Origin of the sequence: Brevibacterium sp. BRM-1 (genome assembly GCF_026802075.1) — a bacterium.
Taxonomy (GTDB): Bacteria; Actinomycetota; Actinomycetes; order Actinomycetales; family Brevibacteriaceae; genus Brevibacterium; species Brevibacterium rongguiense.
This window is the reverse complement of record NZ_CP113788.1, coordinates 2,808,198-2,824,582: the sequence shown is the minus strand read 5'-3', so window position 1 is coordinate 2,824,582 and position 16,385 is coordinate 2,808,198. Positions and strand designations below refer to the sequence as shown.

Annotated in this window: 13 protein-coding genes and 1 tRNA gene; 6 read left to right on the top strand and 8 right to left on the bottom strand. The window is 73.6% G+C overall.

Annotated elements, in window-relative coordinates; all coding sequences use genetic code 11:
• Positions 1–48: 48 nt before the first annotated feature.
• The gene (locus BRM1_RS12440; RefSeq protein WP_268526317.1) at positions 49–981 is read left to right on the top strand and encodes an SGNH/GDSL hydrolase family protein; all 933 of its coding nucleotides are present in this window, start codon (positions 49–51) and stop codon (positions 979–981) included.
• An 86-nt stretch (positions 982–1,067) separates the two neighbouring features.
• On the opposite strand, the gene BRM1_RS12435 is transcribed toward BRM1_RS12440, so the two are convergent.
• The 6 genes from BRM1_RS12435 to BRM1_RS12410 form a co-directional block, all read right to left on the bottom strand.
• Positions 1,068–2,567, bottom strand: coding sequence for an NCS2 family permease (locus BRM1_RS12435; protein ID WP_268526316.1), 1,500 nt, complete (start codon positions 2,565–2,567; stop codon positions 1,068–1,070).
• Positions 2,568–2,674: 107 nt separating this feature from the next.
• Positions 2,675–3,766 carry an SPFH domain-containing protein gene (locus tag BRM1_RS12430; RefSeq protein WP_160954074.1) on the bottom strand — a complete coding sequence of 364 codons (1,092 nt, stop codon included), beginning with the start codon at positions 3,764–3,766 and terminating at the stop codon, positions 2,675–2,677.
• A 303-nt stretch (positions 3,767–4,069) separates the two neighbouring features.
• Positions 4,070–5,083, bottom strand: coding sequence for an alcohol dehydrogenase AdhP (gene adhP / locus BRM1_RS12425; RefSeq protein WP_268529849.1), 1,014 nt, complete (start codon positions 5,081–5,083; stop codon positions 4,070–4,072).
• Positions 5,084–5,585: 502 nt separating this feature from the next.
• Positions 5,586–5,662, bottom strand: a tRNA-Thr gene (locus tag BRM1_RS12420).
• 127 nt (positions 5,663–5,789) lie between these two features.
• Positions 5,790–6,671, bottom strand: coding sequence for a DsbA family protein (locus BRM1_RS12415; protein WP_268526315.1), 882 nt, complete (start codon positions 6,669–6,671; stop codon positions 5,790–5,792).
• Between the two features lie 88 nt (positions 6,672–6,759).
• Complete coding sequence (locus BRM1_RS12410; protein ID WP_268526314.1) at positions 6,760–8,739, bottom strand: serine/threonine-protein kinase; 1,980 nt, start codon at positions 8,737–8,739, stop codon at positions 6,760–6,762.
• A gap of 67 nt (positions 8,740–8,806) precedes the next feature.
• Here BRM1_RS12410 and BRM1_RS12405 point away from each other — a divergent pair, with 67 nt between their 5' ends.
• Both BRM1_RS12405 and BRM1_RS12400 read left to right on the top strand, forming a co-directional pair.
• Positions 8,807–10,429, top strand: coding sequence for an alpha,alpha-trehalose-phosphate synthase (UDP-forming) (locus BRM1_RS12405; protein WP_160954071.1), 1,623 nt, complete (start codon positions 8,807–8,809; stop codon positions 10,427–10,429).
• Positions 10,426–11,334: a trehalose-phosphatase gene (locus BRM1_RS12400; protein WP_268526313.1), complete on the top strand. Its 909-nt coding sequence runs from the start codon at positions 10,426–10,428 to the stop codon at positions 11,332–11,334. The genes BRM1_RS12405 and BRM1_RS12400 overlap by 4 nt, the downstream gene beginning before the upstream one ends.
• On the opposite strand, the gene BRM1_RS12395 is transcribed toward BRM1_RS12400, so the two are convergent.
• Positions 11,274–12,335 (bottom strand): substrate-binding domain-containing protein, encoded by a 1,062-nt coding sequence (locus tag BRM1_RS12395; RefSeq protein WP_268526312.1) that lies wholly within the window; start codon positions 12,333–12,335, stop codon positions 11,274–11,276. The two genes, BRM1_RS12400 and BRM1_RS12395, sit on opposite strands and share 61 nt — an antisense overlap.
• Positions 12,332–13,354: a LacI family DNA-binding transcriptional regulator gene (locus tag BRM1_RS12390; protein WP_268526311.1), complete on the bottom strand. Its 1,023-nt coding sequence runs from the start codon at positions 13,352–13,354 to the stop codon at positions 12,332–12,334. The genes BRM1_RS12395 and BRM1_RS12390 overlap by 4 nt, the downstream gene beginning before the upstream one ends.
• A gap of 190 nt (positions 13,355–13,544) precedes the next feature.
• On the opposite strand from BRM1_RS12390, the gene BRM1_RS12385 reads away from it, so the two are divergent.
• Genes BRM1_RS12385 through BRM1_RS12375 form a run of 3 tightly spaced genes read left to right on the top strand, consistent with a single transcriptional unit; the run spans position 13,545 to position 16,385 of the window.
• A complete protein-coding gene (locus BRM1_RS12385; protein WP_268526310.1) occupies positions 13,545–14,246 on the top strand; it encodes an ABC transporter ATP-binding protein in 702 nt (233 codons plus the stop codon).
• Positions 14,247–14,271: 25 nt separating this feature from the next.
• Positions 14,272–15,582: a DUF4032 domain-containing protein gene (locus tag BRM1_RS12380; RefSeq protein WP_268526309.1), complete on the top strand. Its 1,311-nt coding sequence runs from the start codon at positions 14,272–14,274 to the stop codon at positions 15,580–15,582.
• Complete coding sequence (locus BRM1_RS12375; protein WP_160954313.1) at positions 15,579–16,385, top strand: SDR family NAD(P)-dependent oxidoreductase; 807 nt, start codon at positions 15,579–15,581, stop codon at positions 16,383–16,385. The genes BRM1_RS12380 and BRM1_RS12375 overlap by 4 nt, the downstream gene beginning before the upstream one ends.

Below are 16,385 nucleotides of genomic sequence, written 5' to 3'. Positions count from 1 at the left end.
GGGCGCCGGACGTGCGCGGTGCCCGCGGCAGCGAAGGGAGCGGCACACATGACGCAGGCACAGCAGCCGGGCACCCAGTCCGAGCAGGCCCACGGAGCACCGGGCGGCGGTTCGCCGTCGGCGGCGCCCGAGGCACCGGTCGCCGCGGACCGGGAGCTGGGCACGATCCGCCGCTATGCCGCGCTGGGCGACTCCTTCACCGAGGGCCTCATGGATCCCTCGCCGGACGGGGCGCCGAACCGGTTCCTGGGCTGGGCCGATCGCCTCGCGCTCGGGCTCGCCGCGAGCCCCGTGGCCGGTCCCGAACTCGAGTACGCGAACCTCGCGGTGCGCGGGCGCCTCCTCGAGCGCATCATCGAGGAGCAGGTGCCGGCGGCACTCGAGCTCAAGCCGGACCTTGTGTCCTTCGTGGGCGGCGGCAACGACTGCCTCCGGCCCGGTGCCGACATCGACGGCCTGGCCGCCCAGCTCGAGCGCGCGATCATCGCGCTGCGCGCGGAGGGCATCCAGGTGCTGCTGGGCAACGGCTACGACACCCAGATGTTCACCCCGGTGCTGCGCGCACTGCGCCCGCGCGTGGCCATCTACAACTCGCACCTGTGGACGATCGCCCACCGGCACGACTGCTTCATGCTCGACCTGTGGGGCCTGCGCCGGCTCTACGCCAAGCAGATGTGGGCCGAGGACCGGATCCACCTGAGCTCGCTCGGCCACGCCACGGTGGCGGCCACGGCACTGGGCGTCGTCGAGGGCTCGACGCCCGCCGGCCGCGGCTTCCGGATGCCGCCGGCGCCCGCGCGGCGGGTGCGCCAGGCCGTCACCGAGGAGGCCCACTGGATGCGCACCCACGTGGGACCCTGGGTCAGCCGACGGCTGCACGGGACGAGTTCCGGCGACCTCCTCGAGCCCAAGTACGCCGGCTTCGTGCCGGTGAGCCGGCTGCCCGTGCCCGCCGATCCGGAGGCCCCGGGGCCCAGCTGAGGCCGCCGCCGCGGCCGCGCGGGGGACAGCCGGACGCTCAGGGCACCTCGGCCGGCAGAGGGCGGCACGAAGCGCGGGGGCGCCCCTCAGTGCTCGAAGAGCGCCTGGACCGGGCCGGAGACGAAGTAGAGGGCGAACAGCGCGGCGGTGACGTACATGAGCGGGTGGACCTCGCGCAGCTTGCCGCGGCACACCTTGATGATGACGTAGACGATGAAGCCCGCGCCGATCCCGTTCGTGATCGAGTAGGAGAACGGCATGAGGGCGATCGTGACGAACGCGGGGATCGCGAGCTCGAGGTCCGTCCAGTCGATCCGCGTGACCTGCTGCATCATGAGGAAGCCCACGAGGACGAGGGTGGGCGCCGCCGCCTCGCTGGGGATGACGCCGGCCAGCGGCGAGAGCACGATGGTCGCGAGGAACAGCACGCCCACCATGACGCTCGACAGGCCGGTGCGCGCCCCGTCGCCCACGCCCACCGAGGATTCGACGAACGCCGAATTCGACGAGGTGGCGCCCATCCCGCCGCCGATCGCACCGAGCGCATCGGCGACCATGATGCGCTGGGAGCCCGGCACATCGCCCCGCTCGTCGACGAGTCCGCCCGTGTTGGCCACGCCCACCATGGTGCCGAGGAGGTCGAAGAAGTTCGTCAGCAGCAGCGTGAAGACGGTGAGGACGGTGACGATGAGGCCCACGTGCTGGAACGAGCCGAGCAGGTTGAACTGGCCGAGCGTCGAGAAGTCCGGGGGCACCAGCCAGTCCTGCCCGAGCGTGGGGACCGTGAGGCTCCAGCCGCTCGGGCTGACCACCTCGCCGCCGGAGGACTTGGGGCCCACCTTCGCGACCGCCTCGATGATGAGCGCGACGACGGTGGCGCCGAGGATCGAGTAGAGGATCGCGCCGCGCACCTTGGCCGTCCACAGCACGAAGACCGCGAGCATGCCCAGCACGAAGACAAGGACGGGCCAGCCGGTGATGAAGCCGCCCTGCCCGAGCTCCAGGCCGGTGCCGCTGCCCTTCTGGATGAAGCCTGCGTCGATCATGCCGATGAGCGCGATGAAGAGCCCGATGCCCACGCTGATGGCGCTCTTGAGCTGGGCGGGGACCGCGTTGAAGATGGCGCGGCGGAAGCCCGTGATGACGAGCAGCAGGAGGATGATGCCCTCGATGACGACGAGGCCCATCGCATCGGCCCACGTCATGCCGGGGATGACGACGACGCCGTAGGTGACGAACGCGGACATGCCCAGCGCCGAGGACACGCCCAGCGGGAAGTTGCCGAGCAGGCCCATGACGATCGTGAAGATGCCGGAGATCAGCGACGTCGCGGCGGCCACCGCGGCGAGGTTCGGCTCGTCCCCGCCGCCCAGGAACCGGCCGGTGGAGTCCGGGGCGGCGCCGATGATGATGGGGTTGAGCACGACGATGTAGGCCATCGCGAAGAACGTCGCGAGACCGCCGCGCAGCTCACGGCCCACGGTGGAGCCGCGGGCCGTGAGGCGGAAGAAGCGGTCGAGCCCGCCGGCCGGGCGATCGGGGCCACCGCTGCGCTGCCGGTTCGTCGTCGGTGCGTCCTCGCTCATGTCCCTCTTCCCCATCGGCCGGGTGGGCGAGCGCGGCCTGCCCCGCGCTCGGCTGCCTCCCAGTGACCTCTAAGGGGTATCACACATGGCGCAGCCGACGCGCGGGCTCAGAACTCCGGGGCGCGGTGGGGCTGCTCGGGCACGTCGCCCCGCATGTCCCCGTAGTCGGGGGCCGCGCGCCGCTCGGCGGCCTGGCGCTCCGCCCGCGAGGAACCGCCACGACTCACCTGCGAGCGGGCGGCACGGGCATCGTCGCGGCTCTGCTCGTCGCCCTTGTGCGCGGCCTGCGTCGACAGCAGAGCGGTGCGGATCTCGGTGGTCAGGTCGCCCAGCGTGCCGGGGTTCGAGGGCAGGAAGAGGACGTTCGAGCGGCCGTTGCGGGCCACGTCCTGCATCGTGTCGAAGTACTGGGTCATGAGCAGCAGCTGCTCGGCCGTGTCCTCGATGCCGGCGCGGCGCAGCATCTCGTACTGCTCGGCGATGCCGGTGGCGATGGCCTTGCGCTGGCCGGCCACGCCCTCGCCCTGGAGGCGCTTGGACTCGGCCTCCGCCTCGGCCTGGGTGACGCGCTTGATCTTGTCCGCCTCGGCCAGCGCCTGCGCCGCGACCCTGTCGCGCTGGGCGGCGTTGATCGAGTTCATCGAGTCGCGCACGCGCGAGTCCGGGGAGATGTCCGTGACGAGCGTGTTGACGATGCGGAAGCCGTAGCGGGCCATCGACTCGGACAGCCGGTGCTCGACGCTCGAGGCGATGTCGTCCTTGGACTCGAACGCCGAGTCGAGCGTGAGGGTCGACAGCGAGGAGCGGACCGTGTCGAAGACGTACGAGCGGATCTGCTCCTCCGGGTTGGCCAGCCGGTAGTAGGCGTCGACGACGCTGTCCTCGCCCACGACGTACTGGACGGCCACCGGGACCATGACGAAGACGTTGTCCTTCGTCTTCGTCTCGATGTTGACCTCGAGCTGCTGGACGCGCAGGGAGATGGGCCGGGTCGTCGTCTCGATGAACGGCACCTTCGTGTTGAGGCCGGGCCGCGCGACCTTTTTGAACTTGCCGAAGCGCTCGACGATGACGCTCTCCTGCGTGTGCACCGTGAAGAAGATGCTGGTGCGCAGGCCGCCGAACAGCAGCACGGCGAGCACGATGAGGCCGACGACGAGGACGGCGAGGACGATGAGGACGGCAGTGACGGCCTCCATGGGGGACCTCCGGGTTCCCGGCGACCGCGGTGGCGCGCTGCCCGTGTGGCCGCCTGGCCGACGCGGGGCCGGCCCTTCGGGCAGCGGATCGTGTCTCCCAGCCTACGGGCCGCGGCACGGCCGCGGGGCGCCGCGCGGTTGCGGTACGGCAACGACTGGGCCACCAGCCGGCCTCAGGCCCGAGGCGCGGGGCACCGCTACCGGACCCAAGGTGCGGGGCACCGCAGCCGGAGCCGAGGCGCGGGGCACCGCACCCGGGGCCCGAGGCACAGCGCGCCTCGGGCCCCGGGTGGGCTCACCGGCTCAGAATTCGATGACGACGCGCCCGTCGATCTTGCCGTGGCGCATCTCGTCGAAGACCGCGTTGATGTCCTCGAGGTCCCGGGTGTGGAACGTCGGGTGGATGAGACCGCGAGCGTAGAAGTCGAGCGCCTCGGCGAGGTCCTGGCGGGTGCCGACGATCGAACCGCGGATCGTGAGGCCCTTGAGCACGATGTCGAAGATGGGCGCCGGGAAGTCCCCGGGCGGCAGGCCGTTGAACACGATCGTCCCACCGCGGCGGGCCATGCCGATCGCCTGGCCGAACGCGTCCGGGTGCACCGCCGTGACGAGCACGCCCTGCGTGCCGCCGGTCTTCTCCTGGATCTCCGCGGCGGGGTCCCCGCTCATCGCGTTGACGGTGACCTCCGCGCCGTGCTTCTTCGCCAGCGCCAGCTTGTCATCGGAGACGTCCACGGCGGCCACGCGCATGCCCATCGCCACGGCGTACTGCACCGCGATGTGGCCGAGCCCGCCGATCCCGGAGATCGTCACCCACTCGCCGGGCTTGACCTCCGTCATCTTCAGGCCCTTGTAGACGGTGACGCCGGCGCACAGCACCGGGGCGACCTCGTTGAGGTCCGCGCCCTCCGGGATGCGGGCGGCGAACCGGGTGTCGACGAGCATGTACTGCCCGAACGACCCGTCCACCGCATAGCCGCCGTTGATCTGGGATTCGCACAGCGTCTCCCAGCCGGTGCGGCAGTACTCGCAGTCACCGCACGCGCTCCACAGCCACGCATTGCCCACGAGGTCGCCCACCTTCACGTCGGTGACGCCCTCCCCCACTGCCTCGACCCGGCCCACGCCCTCGTGGCCGGGGATGAAGGGCGGCTGGGGCTTGACGGGCCAGTCGCCCTCGGCCGCGTGGAGGTCCGTGTGGCACACGCCGGACGAGATGAGCTTGACCAGCGCCCGGCCGGGGCCCGGGGTGGGGATCTGCTGCTCCTCGTCGATGGTGAGCTCATCGCCGAACTTCGTGACGACCGCTGCCTTCATTGCACTCATCGCACTTCAACTCCTCCGCCGGCTCCATTGCCGGCCTCGCCGTGCGGCCCCGCCCGCTGCGGGCGGCGCCGGACTCCGGCGGCGCCCGTCCCCGGGGGAAGCGAAGGGCGGATCCGCACCGCCGCGGATCCGGATGTCGGATCCAGTTCCACCATAGGGCGCGCATGCACGTGCGCGCATGGGTTCATCGGAATGCGCCGACGGCTTCTCACGGGACGGACCATCCGGGGTCACAGGGCGGGATTTTCCCGCGCGCGAGTCTTCCGGCGGCGGCCCGCAACCCGGAGGTGCAGGGCCGCGCACCGGGGGTGTCGGGCCGCCGTGGCCCGCCCGGCACCGGCCGCAGCCGAGGCACGCGCGGCGACCGCCGACGCCGGCATCGCCCCGGCAGCTGCGCCCGTTGGGTCACAGTGGGTCACGAATCGGGGTTTCCCGGCACTCACCCTTGCAATTGCGTTTTTCGTATTATACCGTCTGACCAGCATAAACGCTGTGGAGCCCCCTACCGGATTCGAACCGGTGACCCTCTGTTTACAAGACAGATGCTCTGGCCAACTGAGCTAAGGAGGCGGACCGCACCCGGCTGTGCGGGGCGGCATCCCGGCCCGCGCTGTCCGCGGTCCGGGCGGCCGGTGGGGCCGTCCGTGCAGTCTAACCGGCACGCCCCCGGCGCGCACGGCGCGGCCGGGCGGCCGGCTCAGCCCTGGATCTCGCCGGAGGCCTGCAGCACCTTCGTCGCGAAGGCGGTGGGATCGCCCCAGACGGAGGGATCGACGTCCTCGCCGTTGATCTCCACGCGCGGTGTGCCCTGCAGCCCGTTCGACGTCGCGTCCTTCGTGCTCTTCTCCACGTACTTCTGGAACGTCTGCTCGCGCGCGCAGTCGGCGACGGTCTTCGAGGAGTCCTGCGCGATCTTCGCGTGGACGTCGACTCCGCCCTTCTTCGCGTTGGCGAGCATCGCGTCGTCGTCGAGGCCGTTGGACTGCTCCTCCGGCTGCCCGTCGAACATCGCCTTCGTGAAGTCGAAGAACTTCCCGCCCTGGCCGCTGTCTGCCACGCAGGCGGCGAGGTTGGCCGCGCGGGTGGAGTACTGGTTGCCCTGCGACTGCGAGTCGAGGATGGCCACGGGCTGGTAGTCCACGGCGATCTTGCCCTCGCCGGCGAGCTTCTTCAGGGCGTTGCCGTTGGCCTCCTCGAAGCTCTTGCACGAGGGGCACTGGAAGTCCATGTAGACCTTGACCACCGCGGCCTTGTCGGAGAGCCCGGAGTCGCTGTAGGCGGCGAGGCCGTCCGGCACGTCGTCGCCGGAGGCGCCCTTGGCGGCAACGGGCTTGAAGCCGCTGCCGTCCTTGACGAGCGTGATGCCGCCCTGGGAGTAGGCGTTCGGGCCGGGCGCGGGCCGCGCGGCCTGGACGAGGAGGATGACCACGACCACGATCACGGCGAGCACGACGGCGCCGATGCCGCTGAACAGGACGATCTTCGCCGTCTTCTCGCGCTTGGCCTGCGCCTGCGCGATCTGGCGGGCCTTCTCGCGCGCTGCGCGCCGGCGGTCATCGTTCGACGGGTTCTTCGCCATGGTTCCTCACGTCTTCGGCTGCTGAAACGACGCGAGACGCGCCGGACCCATCATACGCACCGGCCCTGCCCGGCCGCTGGGCGCGGGCTCAGAACAGGCGGGTGCTCGGCAGCCAGGTGAAGGGGTTGGTCGGCAGCGGCCACCACGTGACCGAGGCGCCGCCCCACACGGCGATGACGGCCAGCACCGCGATCGCGCCGAGCGCGACCGCGAGGATGAGGCCGCCCGTCGCGCTGCCGCGCACCAGGCCCGCGAGGACCGCGCCGGAGCCGCGGCGCAGGTTCGCGGCCCCGGGCCCGACGAACAGAACGAGGGCGCCCACCGCCGCCCCGGCCCACAGCGAGCACTCCTCCGAGTGGCCGCGCGGGATCACGCCCACCACATCGAGGCGAACGAGCACCGTCACCGCGATCGCGGCGGTGAGCGGCAGCAGCAGGCAGAAGAACGACGTGAAGAGCGCCGTGGCGAAGCCACCGGGCGCCGCCCCCCAGCCGCCGCCGGCCTGCGGTCCATAGCGCAGCGCGCGCAGCTGCTGCGAGCGCACGACGGAGCCCGCGGTGCGCGCCGGCAGCTGCCAGAGGTACACGGCGGCCACGAGGAGCACCGGGGCCAGTGGCGTGAGGGCGACCCCCAGCGCGATGAGCGCGAGCACCGCCCACCGGCCGCGCCCGCGCCGGGGCCCGGCCGCGGCCTCACCGTACGGGTGTGCGCCCCCCGCCGCCGGGCCCTGCCCGGGCTGGGGGTAGGCCGGCACCCCGCCGGCCGCGCGATCGAGAGGCTGGGCGCTCCGGTGGTGCTGGGCTCCTCCGTGGTGCTGGGCATCGCTGCGCTGCTGGGCGTCGATGCCGAGCGCGCTGTAGCCGATGGGCCCGTGGGGGCCGCCCGCCTGCTGCGCGCGGGCGGCCTGGGCGCCTCGGCCCGGGTCCGGTGCACCGGAGCCGGCGGTCCCGGGGCCGGCCGGGACAGGTGCGGCCCCATAGCCGGTGGCACCGGCACCCGGTGCGGCGGAGTACGGGGGGCGGGCGCCGGGCACGGCGTCCTGGACGCGGGTGGCGGCGACATCCGGTGCACCGGCGGCTGCGGCGCCCGGCGGGTAGCCGGCGCCGCCCGAGCCGTAGGCCGGGCCGGGGGCCCCGTAGCCCGCGGCGCCGTCCGCGGGCGCCGCGGCGGCAGCCGGGGATCCGGCCCCCGCCGACTCCTCGCGGGGCAGGATGTTCGTGGGGGCCTCCGGGATGGGGGCGATGCCCGAGCCGCGGCCGCCGCGCCCGCCCACTTGGGGCATCCGGCCGGACTCGATGTCGACGAGCGCGTCGAGGATCATCGAGCTCGACGGGCGGCGCTCCGGCTTGGGGTCGAGGCAGGCGCGCAGCAGCGGCACGAAGCGCGGCGGGGCGCCCTCGAGGTTCGCCCGCCCCAGGGCCACGCGGGAGAGGACGGCCTCGAGCGGACCGGACCCGTAGGGATTGCGGCCCGTCGCCGCGAACGCCATCGTCGCGGCCCACCCCCACCAGTCGGTCTTCTCCGAGGAGGCCTTGCCGTCGGCGATCTCCGGGCTCAGGTAGCCCGGGGTGCCCATGACGAGCCCGGTGGCGGTCACCTTCACCTCGTCGGCGGCCTGCGCGATGCCGAAGTCGATGACCATGGGCTCGCCGTCCATGATCATGACGTTGGCCGGCTTGAGGTCGCGGTGGATGACCCCCGCGGCGTGGACGGCGCTGAGCGCATCGAGGAGGGCGTGGCCGAAGTGGACGAGCTCGTCTTCGGAGAACGGGCCGTTCTCCCGCACGTCGTCGGACAGGGTCATCCCGTCGACGAACTCGGTGACGATGAACGGCTGCGCGGAGTCGAGCTCCGCGTCCAGGACCTCGGCGATGCGGGGGTGGCGGATCCGGCGCAGCGTGCGCACCTCGCGGGCCAGGCGCTGGCGGGCGGTGTCGTCGTGGGCGATGTGCGGGTGGAGGACCTTGACGGCCACGGGGCTGTTCTCCGCATCCATGCCCAGATGCACGACTCCCATGCCGCCGGAGCCCAGCTCCTCGATAAGGCGATAGCCTCCCAGTTCTTCCATGCCCACCCGATCCACACTACGGCAGGACCTACACTGCTAGGAGTCCGCACCGAAGACGAGGAGTCGCATGAGCAGTCGTCCCGATCGGCCGGCCCCGCGCCTCGAGCCCGTTCCCGCCCCGGCCGCCGGCGCCGACTTCGTCGTCGTCGCCAACCGTCTGCCGGTCGATCGCGACACCTCCGGTGACGAGCCCACCTGGCGCACCTCACCAGGAGGTTTGGTCACGGGCGTGGCTCCCGTCATGCGCTCGCGCGAGGGCGCCTGGATCGGCTGGGCGGGCATCGCCGATGAGGAGTTCGAGCCGTTCGACCTCGACAGCATGCACCTCGTGCCCGTGCGGCTGAGCTCTGAGGAAGTCGTCAGGTACTACGAAGGCTTCTCCAACGCCACCCTGTGGCCGCTCTTCCACGACGTCATCGTCCCCCCGGAGTTCCACCGCACCTGGTGGGAGGCCTACCAGCGCGTCAACGAGCGCTTCGCCCGCACCGCCGCCCAGACCGCCGCGGCCGGTGCCACGGTCTGGGTGCACGACTACCAGCTCCTCCTCGTGCCGGAGATGCTGCGCGCCCTGCGCCCGGACGTCTCGATCGGCTTCTTCAACCACATCCCGTTCCCGCCCTGGGAGATCTTCAGCCAGCTGCCGTGGCGCCGCGAGATCCTCGCCGGCGCGCTCGGCGCGGACCTCATCGGCTTCCAGCGCCCCGCGGACGCCGCGAACTTCCGGCGCGCCGCGCGCATCGACCGCGGGTGGTCGACGGCCGGCATGGACATCCGCGTCCCCGCGGACCCGGAGCGCGGGACCGCCGCCCATGTCTCGCGCGCGGCGGCGTTTCCCATCTCGATCGACGCGGAGGAGCTCGACGCCTACTCCCACGATCCCCAGATCATCGAGCGCGCGGCCCAGATCCGGCGGGACCTGGGCGATCCCGCCGTCGTCATCCTCGGCGTCGACCGGATGGACTACACGAAGGGCATTCGGCACCGGCTCAAGGCCTACGGTGAGCTGCTCGACTCGGGCGCCCTGTCCACCGACGACGTCACGCTCGTCCAGATCGCCACGCCCAGCCGCGAGCGCCTCGACCAGTACCAGCAGATCCGCACCGAGGTGGAGCTGGCGGTGGGGCGGATCAACGGCGAGCACTCGGGGCTGGGCAAGCAGGCCGTGCACTACTTCCACCACTCGTTCCCCCGCGCGGAGATGACGGCGTTCTACCTGGCCGCCGATGTCATGCTCGTGACCGCGCTGCGCGATGGCATGAACCTCGTGGCCAAGGAGTACGTGGCCTGCCGCACGGGCGACGACGGCGCGCTCGTGCTCAGCGAGTTCGCCGGCGCGGCCGATCAGCTCACCCAGGCGCTCATGGTCAACCCGCACGACATCGCGGGCCTCAAGCGCGCGATCCGGCGGGCCGTCGAGATGCCCAAGGCCGCCCAGCACCGCCGCATGCAGGCGATGCGCCGCCGCCTCGCCAAGGAGAACGTCCAGGCGTGGTCGCAGGCCTTCCTCGACGAGCTCGAGGAGCTCGACGAGGACAAGGGCGGCCAGGCGACCCCCGCCGCGGCCACCCCCGCCGCAGCCACAGCCGACGCCGGCCCCGGCGGTGCCGACTCCGCCGCGGTCGGCCCCGCCAGCACCGAGCCGGGCCGGTCAGCCGCACCGGCGCCGGCCCCGGAGGAGGGTACGGCGTGAGCGCCGACGTTCCCGGCCCCCCGCGGGCCGAGGCGCTGCGCGCGCTCGCCCACGCCCCCTCGCTGCTCATCGCCCTCGACTTCGACGGCGTGCTGGCGCCGCTGCAGGACGACCCCGCGACCTCCGCTCCGCTGCCGGAGTCCGCGCGCGCCGTCCGCCGGCTCGCCGCGCTGCCCGACACCTTCGTGGGCTACATCTCCGGGCGCCCGCTCGAGGTGCTCCGCGAGCTCTCCCAGGCCCCCGCGCCGGCCGTGTTCGTGGGCTCCCACGGGGCGGAGGAGGACTTCTCCGCGCTGGGCGCCGCCGACCCGGGCACCGCCGACCGCGGCGCCGGCCCGGACACCGCCGATCCGCTCGCCCCCGATGCCGGCGAGCGCCGCACGCTCGCCCGCCTCGATGCGGCGTTCGCCGACATCAGCGGCGACGTCGACGACGATGGCTTCTGGATGGAGTCCAAGCCGCTGGGCCGGGCGTTCCACACCCGCGATGCGCGCCCCGGCGCCGCCCGCGCCGTGGGCGAGCGCCTCGACGAGGTCGCGGCCGCGGTCCCGGAGGCGCGCGTGGTGCGCGGCAAGGACGTCTACGAATTCACCACCCGCCACGTGACGAAGGGCGACGGCCTGCGGGCCATGCTCGCGCGCACGGGGGCAGCCGCGGCCCTCTACGTGGGCGACGACGTCACGGACGAGGACGCATTCGCCGTGCTCACCGGGGTGCCGGGCGGCCTGGGAGTCAAGGTGGGGGCCGGCGAGACCGCCGCCGAGGCGCGCATCGGGGCCCCGAGCGACGTCGCCGCGCTGCTCGCGGGGCTCGCGGATGCGCGCGCACGTGCCGTGGCCGCGCCTCAGCGCGAGCCGGCGGGCGCCTCGGAGGCGCGCAGCACGAGCTCGGGGGCCACCGAGTAGTCGAGCCCGACTTCCGGGTCGGCGATGACCCGGTCGAGCTCGCGCACCGCGGCCGCGGCGATCGCCTCCCAGTCGAAGCCCACCTGCGACATGGGCGGGGAGAGGACGTCGGCATCGGGCATCTCGCCCACGGTCAGCAGCGAGAGGTGCTCCGGGACGCGCAGGCCCGCCCGGCCCGCCGCCTCGAGAATGCCGAAGGTGATCGAGGGCGCGCAGCTCACGACCGCGCTGCAGTCCTTGGCGAGCAGCTCCTGCGCCGCCTGCGCGCCCCCCAGCACGCCGGCGGCCGCGATGGCGACGGGCGCCTGATCGCGGCTGGCCATGATGTGCATCTCCGCGGCGAGCGTGCGCCGGAAGGCCGCGATCCGCGCATCGGCGGCGGAGTCCTGCGGGACGGCCAGCCCGATGCGCCGGTGGCCCAGGTGGACGAGGTGGCGCAGGGCCGTCGCGATGCCGCGCACGGAGTCGAGGACGAACTGGCGGGCCCCGGCGTGCGGCGCGTTCGACACCCGCACCACCGGCACGCCGGCGGCCTCGAGGGCGCGCGCCTCGCGCCCCGCGCTTCCCCCGCCCAGCACGATCGCCCCGCGCACCCCGGCGCGGGCCGCGGCCTGGGCGGCCGAGCCGATGCCCGGCCCGGTGAGAATCCGCACCGCGGCGCGCCCCACGTCGAAGAGCCGGCGCACGAGCGCGAGGTGCAGTGCCTCGAACGCGTCGACCTCCGTGCCCTCGGGGGCGTTCTGCACGACGGCGATGAGCGCGGGCGCCGCGCCCGCACCCGATTCCCCGCTGCCCGCCGGGCCTGCGGGGGCCGCCAGCGCGCCGGCGCCCGGGGCCTGCACCCCCAGCGTGCCCAGCGCGATCTCGACCGCCCGGCGGGCCGCCGCGGAGGTGCCGGGCGCGCCGCGCAGTACGCGCGAGGCGGTGGACACGGACACACCCGCCGTGCGCGCGATGAGCGCCAGGCCCGGGCCGGCGCGGCGCGGGACGGGGCCGCTCACCGGCGCACCGCCGTCGTCGACTCGCGCGCCACCAGCCGCGGGCGGAAGGTCGGGGCGATCGAGGGCAGGCGCGCGCCCGGCAGGTCGAGGACTGTGCGCACCCCCGCCGCGAGCGCCGCGGCCATCCCGGGCGTATCGAGTGCGAGCACCGTGGCCGGCGGGCCGGTGTAGCGCATCGTCACCGAGTCGCCGAACCCCACTGCGGAGAGGTCCCTGGGCACCACGAGGCGGCGCTGGCGCATGGCCGCGAAGACACCGTAGAGCTGCAGCGCGCTCTGGACGATGACCGCGGTGCACGTCGCGTCGCGCAGCCGGTCCGCGGCCTCCATGCCCCCCGCGTGGGACTTGGGCACCGCGGCGATCCACTCGCCCAGCCGGGACGAGGCGGCGCGCGCCGGGTGCTCCGCGCGGAAGCGCTGGGCGAGCATGTCGGCCAGGTCGCCCGTGTCGTTGCACACGAGCCCGATCCGGCGGTGGCCCAGGGCGGCGAGGTGGTCGAAGGCCAGGGTGAGGCCGCCGGTCAGGTCGATCCGTGCGGCGATCCGCTCGGAGCCGGGGGCGGCCCCGGCCCGGCGGCCGCCCGCCTCGGCACCGCGGGCGGGCGTCCCGGCGCCGAGCGCGGCCTCGGCGAACCGCACGACCGGCAGGTCCGTCTCGAGGGAGGTGAAAGTGGGGGTGACGACGACCGCGGCGCCGGCGGCGGCGCTCGCGCGCACCTCGGCGCCGGCGGGATCGAGGAACGGCACGCTCACGAGCAGTCCCTCGGCCTGGAGCTGGAGCGCGACCTCGCGGCACACGTCGATCTGCCAGTGCTCGGGCTCGGCCGGCGGGCAGACGGCGACCAGCCGGGCGGGGGTGCGCGCGAGCAGCGTCGAGCGCGCGTAGCCGGTGGTCTCCAGGGCCGCCTCGACGCGGTCGCGGGTGGCCTGGGCCACCGCGCCCCGGCCGCCCAGCACGCGCGAGACGGTGCTGACGGAGACCCCGGCGGCGGCCGCCACATCGCCCAGCGCTACACCCATGCTGGCCAGTCTACGGTCCCTCCAGCCCACGCCCCGCGTGGCCGGATTGCGGACGCTCGCTGAGATGACTGTCTCACCTGCAGAAACACAGGGCCCCGCGGATTGGTCTGGCGGGCGGGCGCACGTAGACTCGCATCAGGCGATGCGGCCGACGCCGCGTTCGCCGCGCTCATCAGCAAAGGACGTGGTCATGGCAACGGTCGCCCTCACCGGGGTCACGCATCGGTATCCGTCGACCACCGGCCCCTCGCTGCTCGACGTCACACTGCGCGTGGCCGACGGCGAGTTCCTCGTCGTGCTGGGCGGGCCGGGCTCCGGGCGCTCCACCCTGCTGCGGATGATTCAGGGCATGGAGAAGCCCACCACCGGCACGATCACCATCGACCAGCGCGATGTCGCACAGCTGACCCCGGGCGAGCGCAACGTGACGATGGCGTTCGAGAACTACGCCCTCTACCCCCACATGAGCGTCGCGGAGAACATGGGCTTCGCGCTGCGCCTCGCCGGGCGCGGGCCCGCCGAGGTGGACGAGCGGGTCGCCGCGGCCGCCGGGCGCCTGGGACTCGCCGGTCAGCTCACCGCCTCCCCCGACGAGCTGACCGGCGCCCAGCGCCAGACGGTGGCGCTCGGCAGGGCGCTCGTGCGCGACCCGGCCGTCTTCCTCATGGACGAGCCGCTCGTGAAGATGCCGCCCGAGGTGCGCGCCAGCACCCGCGACCAGGTCCGCGCGCTCCAGCGCGAGCTGGGCATCACGACGATCTACGCCACGGCCGACGTCGCCGACGCGCTGGCGGTCGCGGACCGCATCGCCGTGCTCGAGGACGGCCGCATCACCCACATGTGCCCGCCCGATGCGCTGCCCGCGCGCTGGCAGGATAGCGCCGCCGGCTGACGTGCATGCCGGGTAGGCTTCGGCCATGGACCTGCACGTCGACGAGCTGGAAGCCGACATCGCCCGGCTGCCGTGGTCGGTGCCGCTCGCGGACTGGCCCGCGGAGCTGCTCGTCGGCCTGCCCCGCGGCATCTCCCGCCACCCGGTCCGGTTCGTCGAGCTGGCGGGGCGCATCGTCGCGGTCAAGGAGACCCAGGAGCCCATCGCCCGCCGCGAGTACGAGGTGCTCGCCGCGCTCTCCAGCCTCGACGCCCCGGCCGTGCAGCCGCTGGGCTACATCACCGGGCGCACCGACGCGCAGGGCGCGCCGCTGCCGGGCGCGCTGCTCACCCCGCACCTCGAGTTCTCCCTGCCCTACCGCGCGCTCTTCAGCAGGCAGCTGGCCGCGAACACGGCGAGCCGGCTCGTCGACGCGCTGGCGGTGCTCCTCGTCCGCCTCCACCTGGCCGGGTTCTTCTGGGGCGATGTCTCCCTGTCGAACACGCTCTTCCGGCGCGACGCCGAGGCGTTCGCGGCCTACCTGGTCGACGCGGAGACCGGGGAGCTGCACCCCTCGCTGTCCGCGGGGCAGCGAGAGCACGACCTGGAGCTCGCCCGCGTCAACCTGGCCGGGGACTTCATGGACCTCCAGGCCGGGGGCCTCATGGACGCCGAGGCCGATCCGCTCGAGATGGTCAACCTGCTCCTCGAGCGCTATCGGGCGCTGTGGGACGAGCTCACCGCCACGGAGGAGTTCGCAGACGAGGAGCGCTGGCGCATCGACCAGCGCATCCGCCGGCTCAATGCGCTCGGCTTCGACCTGGGCGAGTTCACGGTCACGACCGACCTCGACGGCACCACGACGCGCATCGAGCCCAAGGTGGTGGAGCCCGGCCACCACGCCCGCCGCCTCGACCGCCTCGCGGGGATCCGCGCCCAGGAGGGCCAGGCCCGCCGCCTGCTCAACGACCTCGACAGCTACCGCGCCGCGGTGGGCCTGGGCGATGCCTCGGAGGAGGAGGCCGCGCGGTCCTGGCTGGAGCACGCGTACGAGCCGCTGCTGGGCATGGTGCCCCCCGAACTCGAGGGGCGGTTGGAGGGGCCGCAGATCTTCCACGAGTTCCTCGACCACCGCTGGTTCCTCTCCGAGCGCACGGGCCACGATATGGACGCGGCGGCGGCCATGCGCTCCTACATCGATACTGTCCTTGCCCGCCGCCCGCGGGAGTCGACGTTCTTCCGCGCCCCGGATACCCAGGCGCTCGCGGAGGTCCGCGCGGCGGAGACGGGCGCGGGGTCCGATGCCGCCGGCACCGCCGCCGCGGCCCCCACCGATGAGGAGCGAGCAGCCCCATGACGCAGCCCACCGCACAGGGATTCCCCAACATCGCCGGCCTGTTCGACCTCGCCGGGAAGGAGGCGGTCGTCGTCGGCGCCGCCTCCGGCCTGGGCCAGGCCACCGCGATCGGCCTGGCCGATGCGGGCGCGCGGGTGGTCTGCGCGGATCTCAACTCGCAGGGTGCGCAGGCCACCGCGGACATCATCGCCGAGCGCGGCGGACAGGCCACCGCGACGGGTGCGGACATCACCTCGACGGCGGCCGTGGACGCCCTCGCCGCCGACCACGCGGGAGCGGAGATCCTCGTCGTCACGCCCGGCATGAACGTGCGCAAGCGCCTGGTGAACACGACGGACGAGGAGTTCGACCGCGTCGTCGACATCAACCTCAAGGGCACGTACCGGCTCATGCGCGCCTTCGGCGCCCGGATGGCGGCCGCCGGCCGCGGCTCGATCGTCGTCTTCGCCTCGTTCCGCGCGCTCGTCGTGGAGCCGGGGCAGGGCCTCTACGCCGCGGCCAAGGCCGGCGTCGTGCAGCTGACGAAGGCCATGGCCAGCGAGCTCGGCCCGCAGGGGGTGCGCGTCAACGCGATCCTGCCGGGGCCCTTCGAGACCCCGCTGACCGAGCAGATCAAGGCCGACCGCACCTGGTGGGACGCGTACGCGGACAAGTCCGCACTGGCCCGCTGGGGCCTCCTGCCGGAGATCGCCGGGCCCGTCCTCTTCCTCGCCTCCGACGCCTCGAGCTACGTCACCGGCCACTCGCTGCTCGTCGACGGCGGCTGGATGGCCCAGGATGGGCGCTTCACGCCCAGCGTCTGA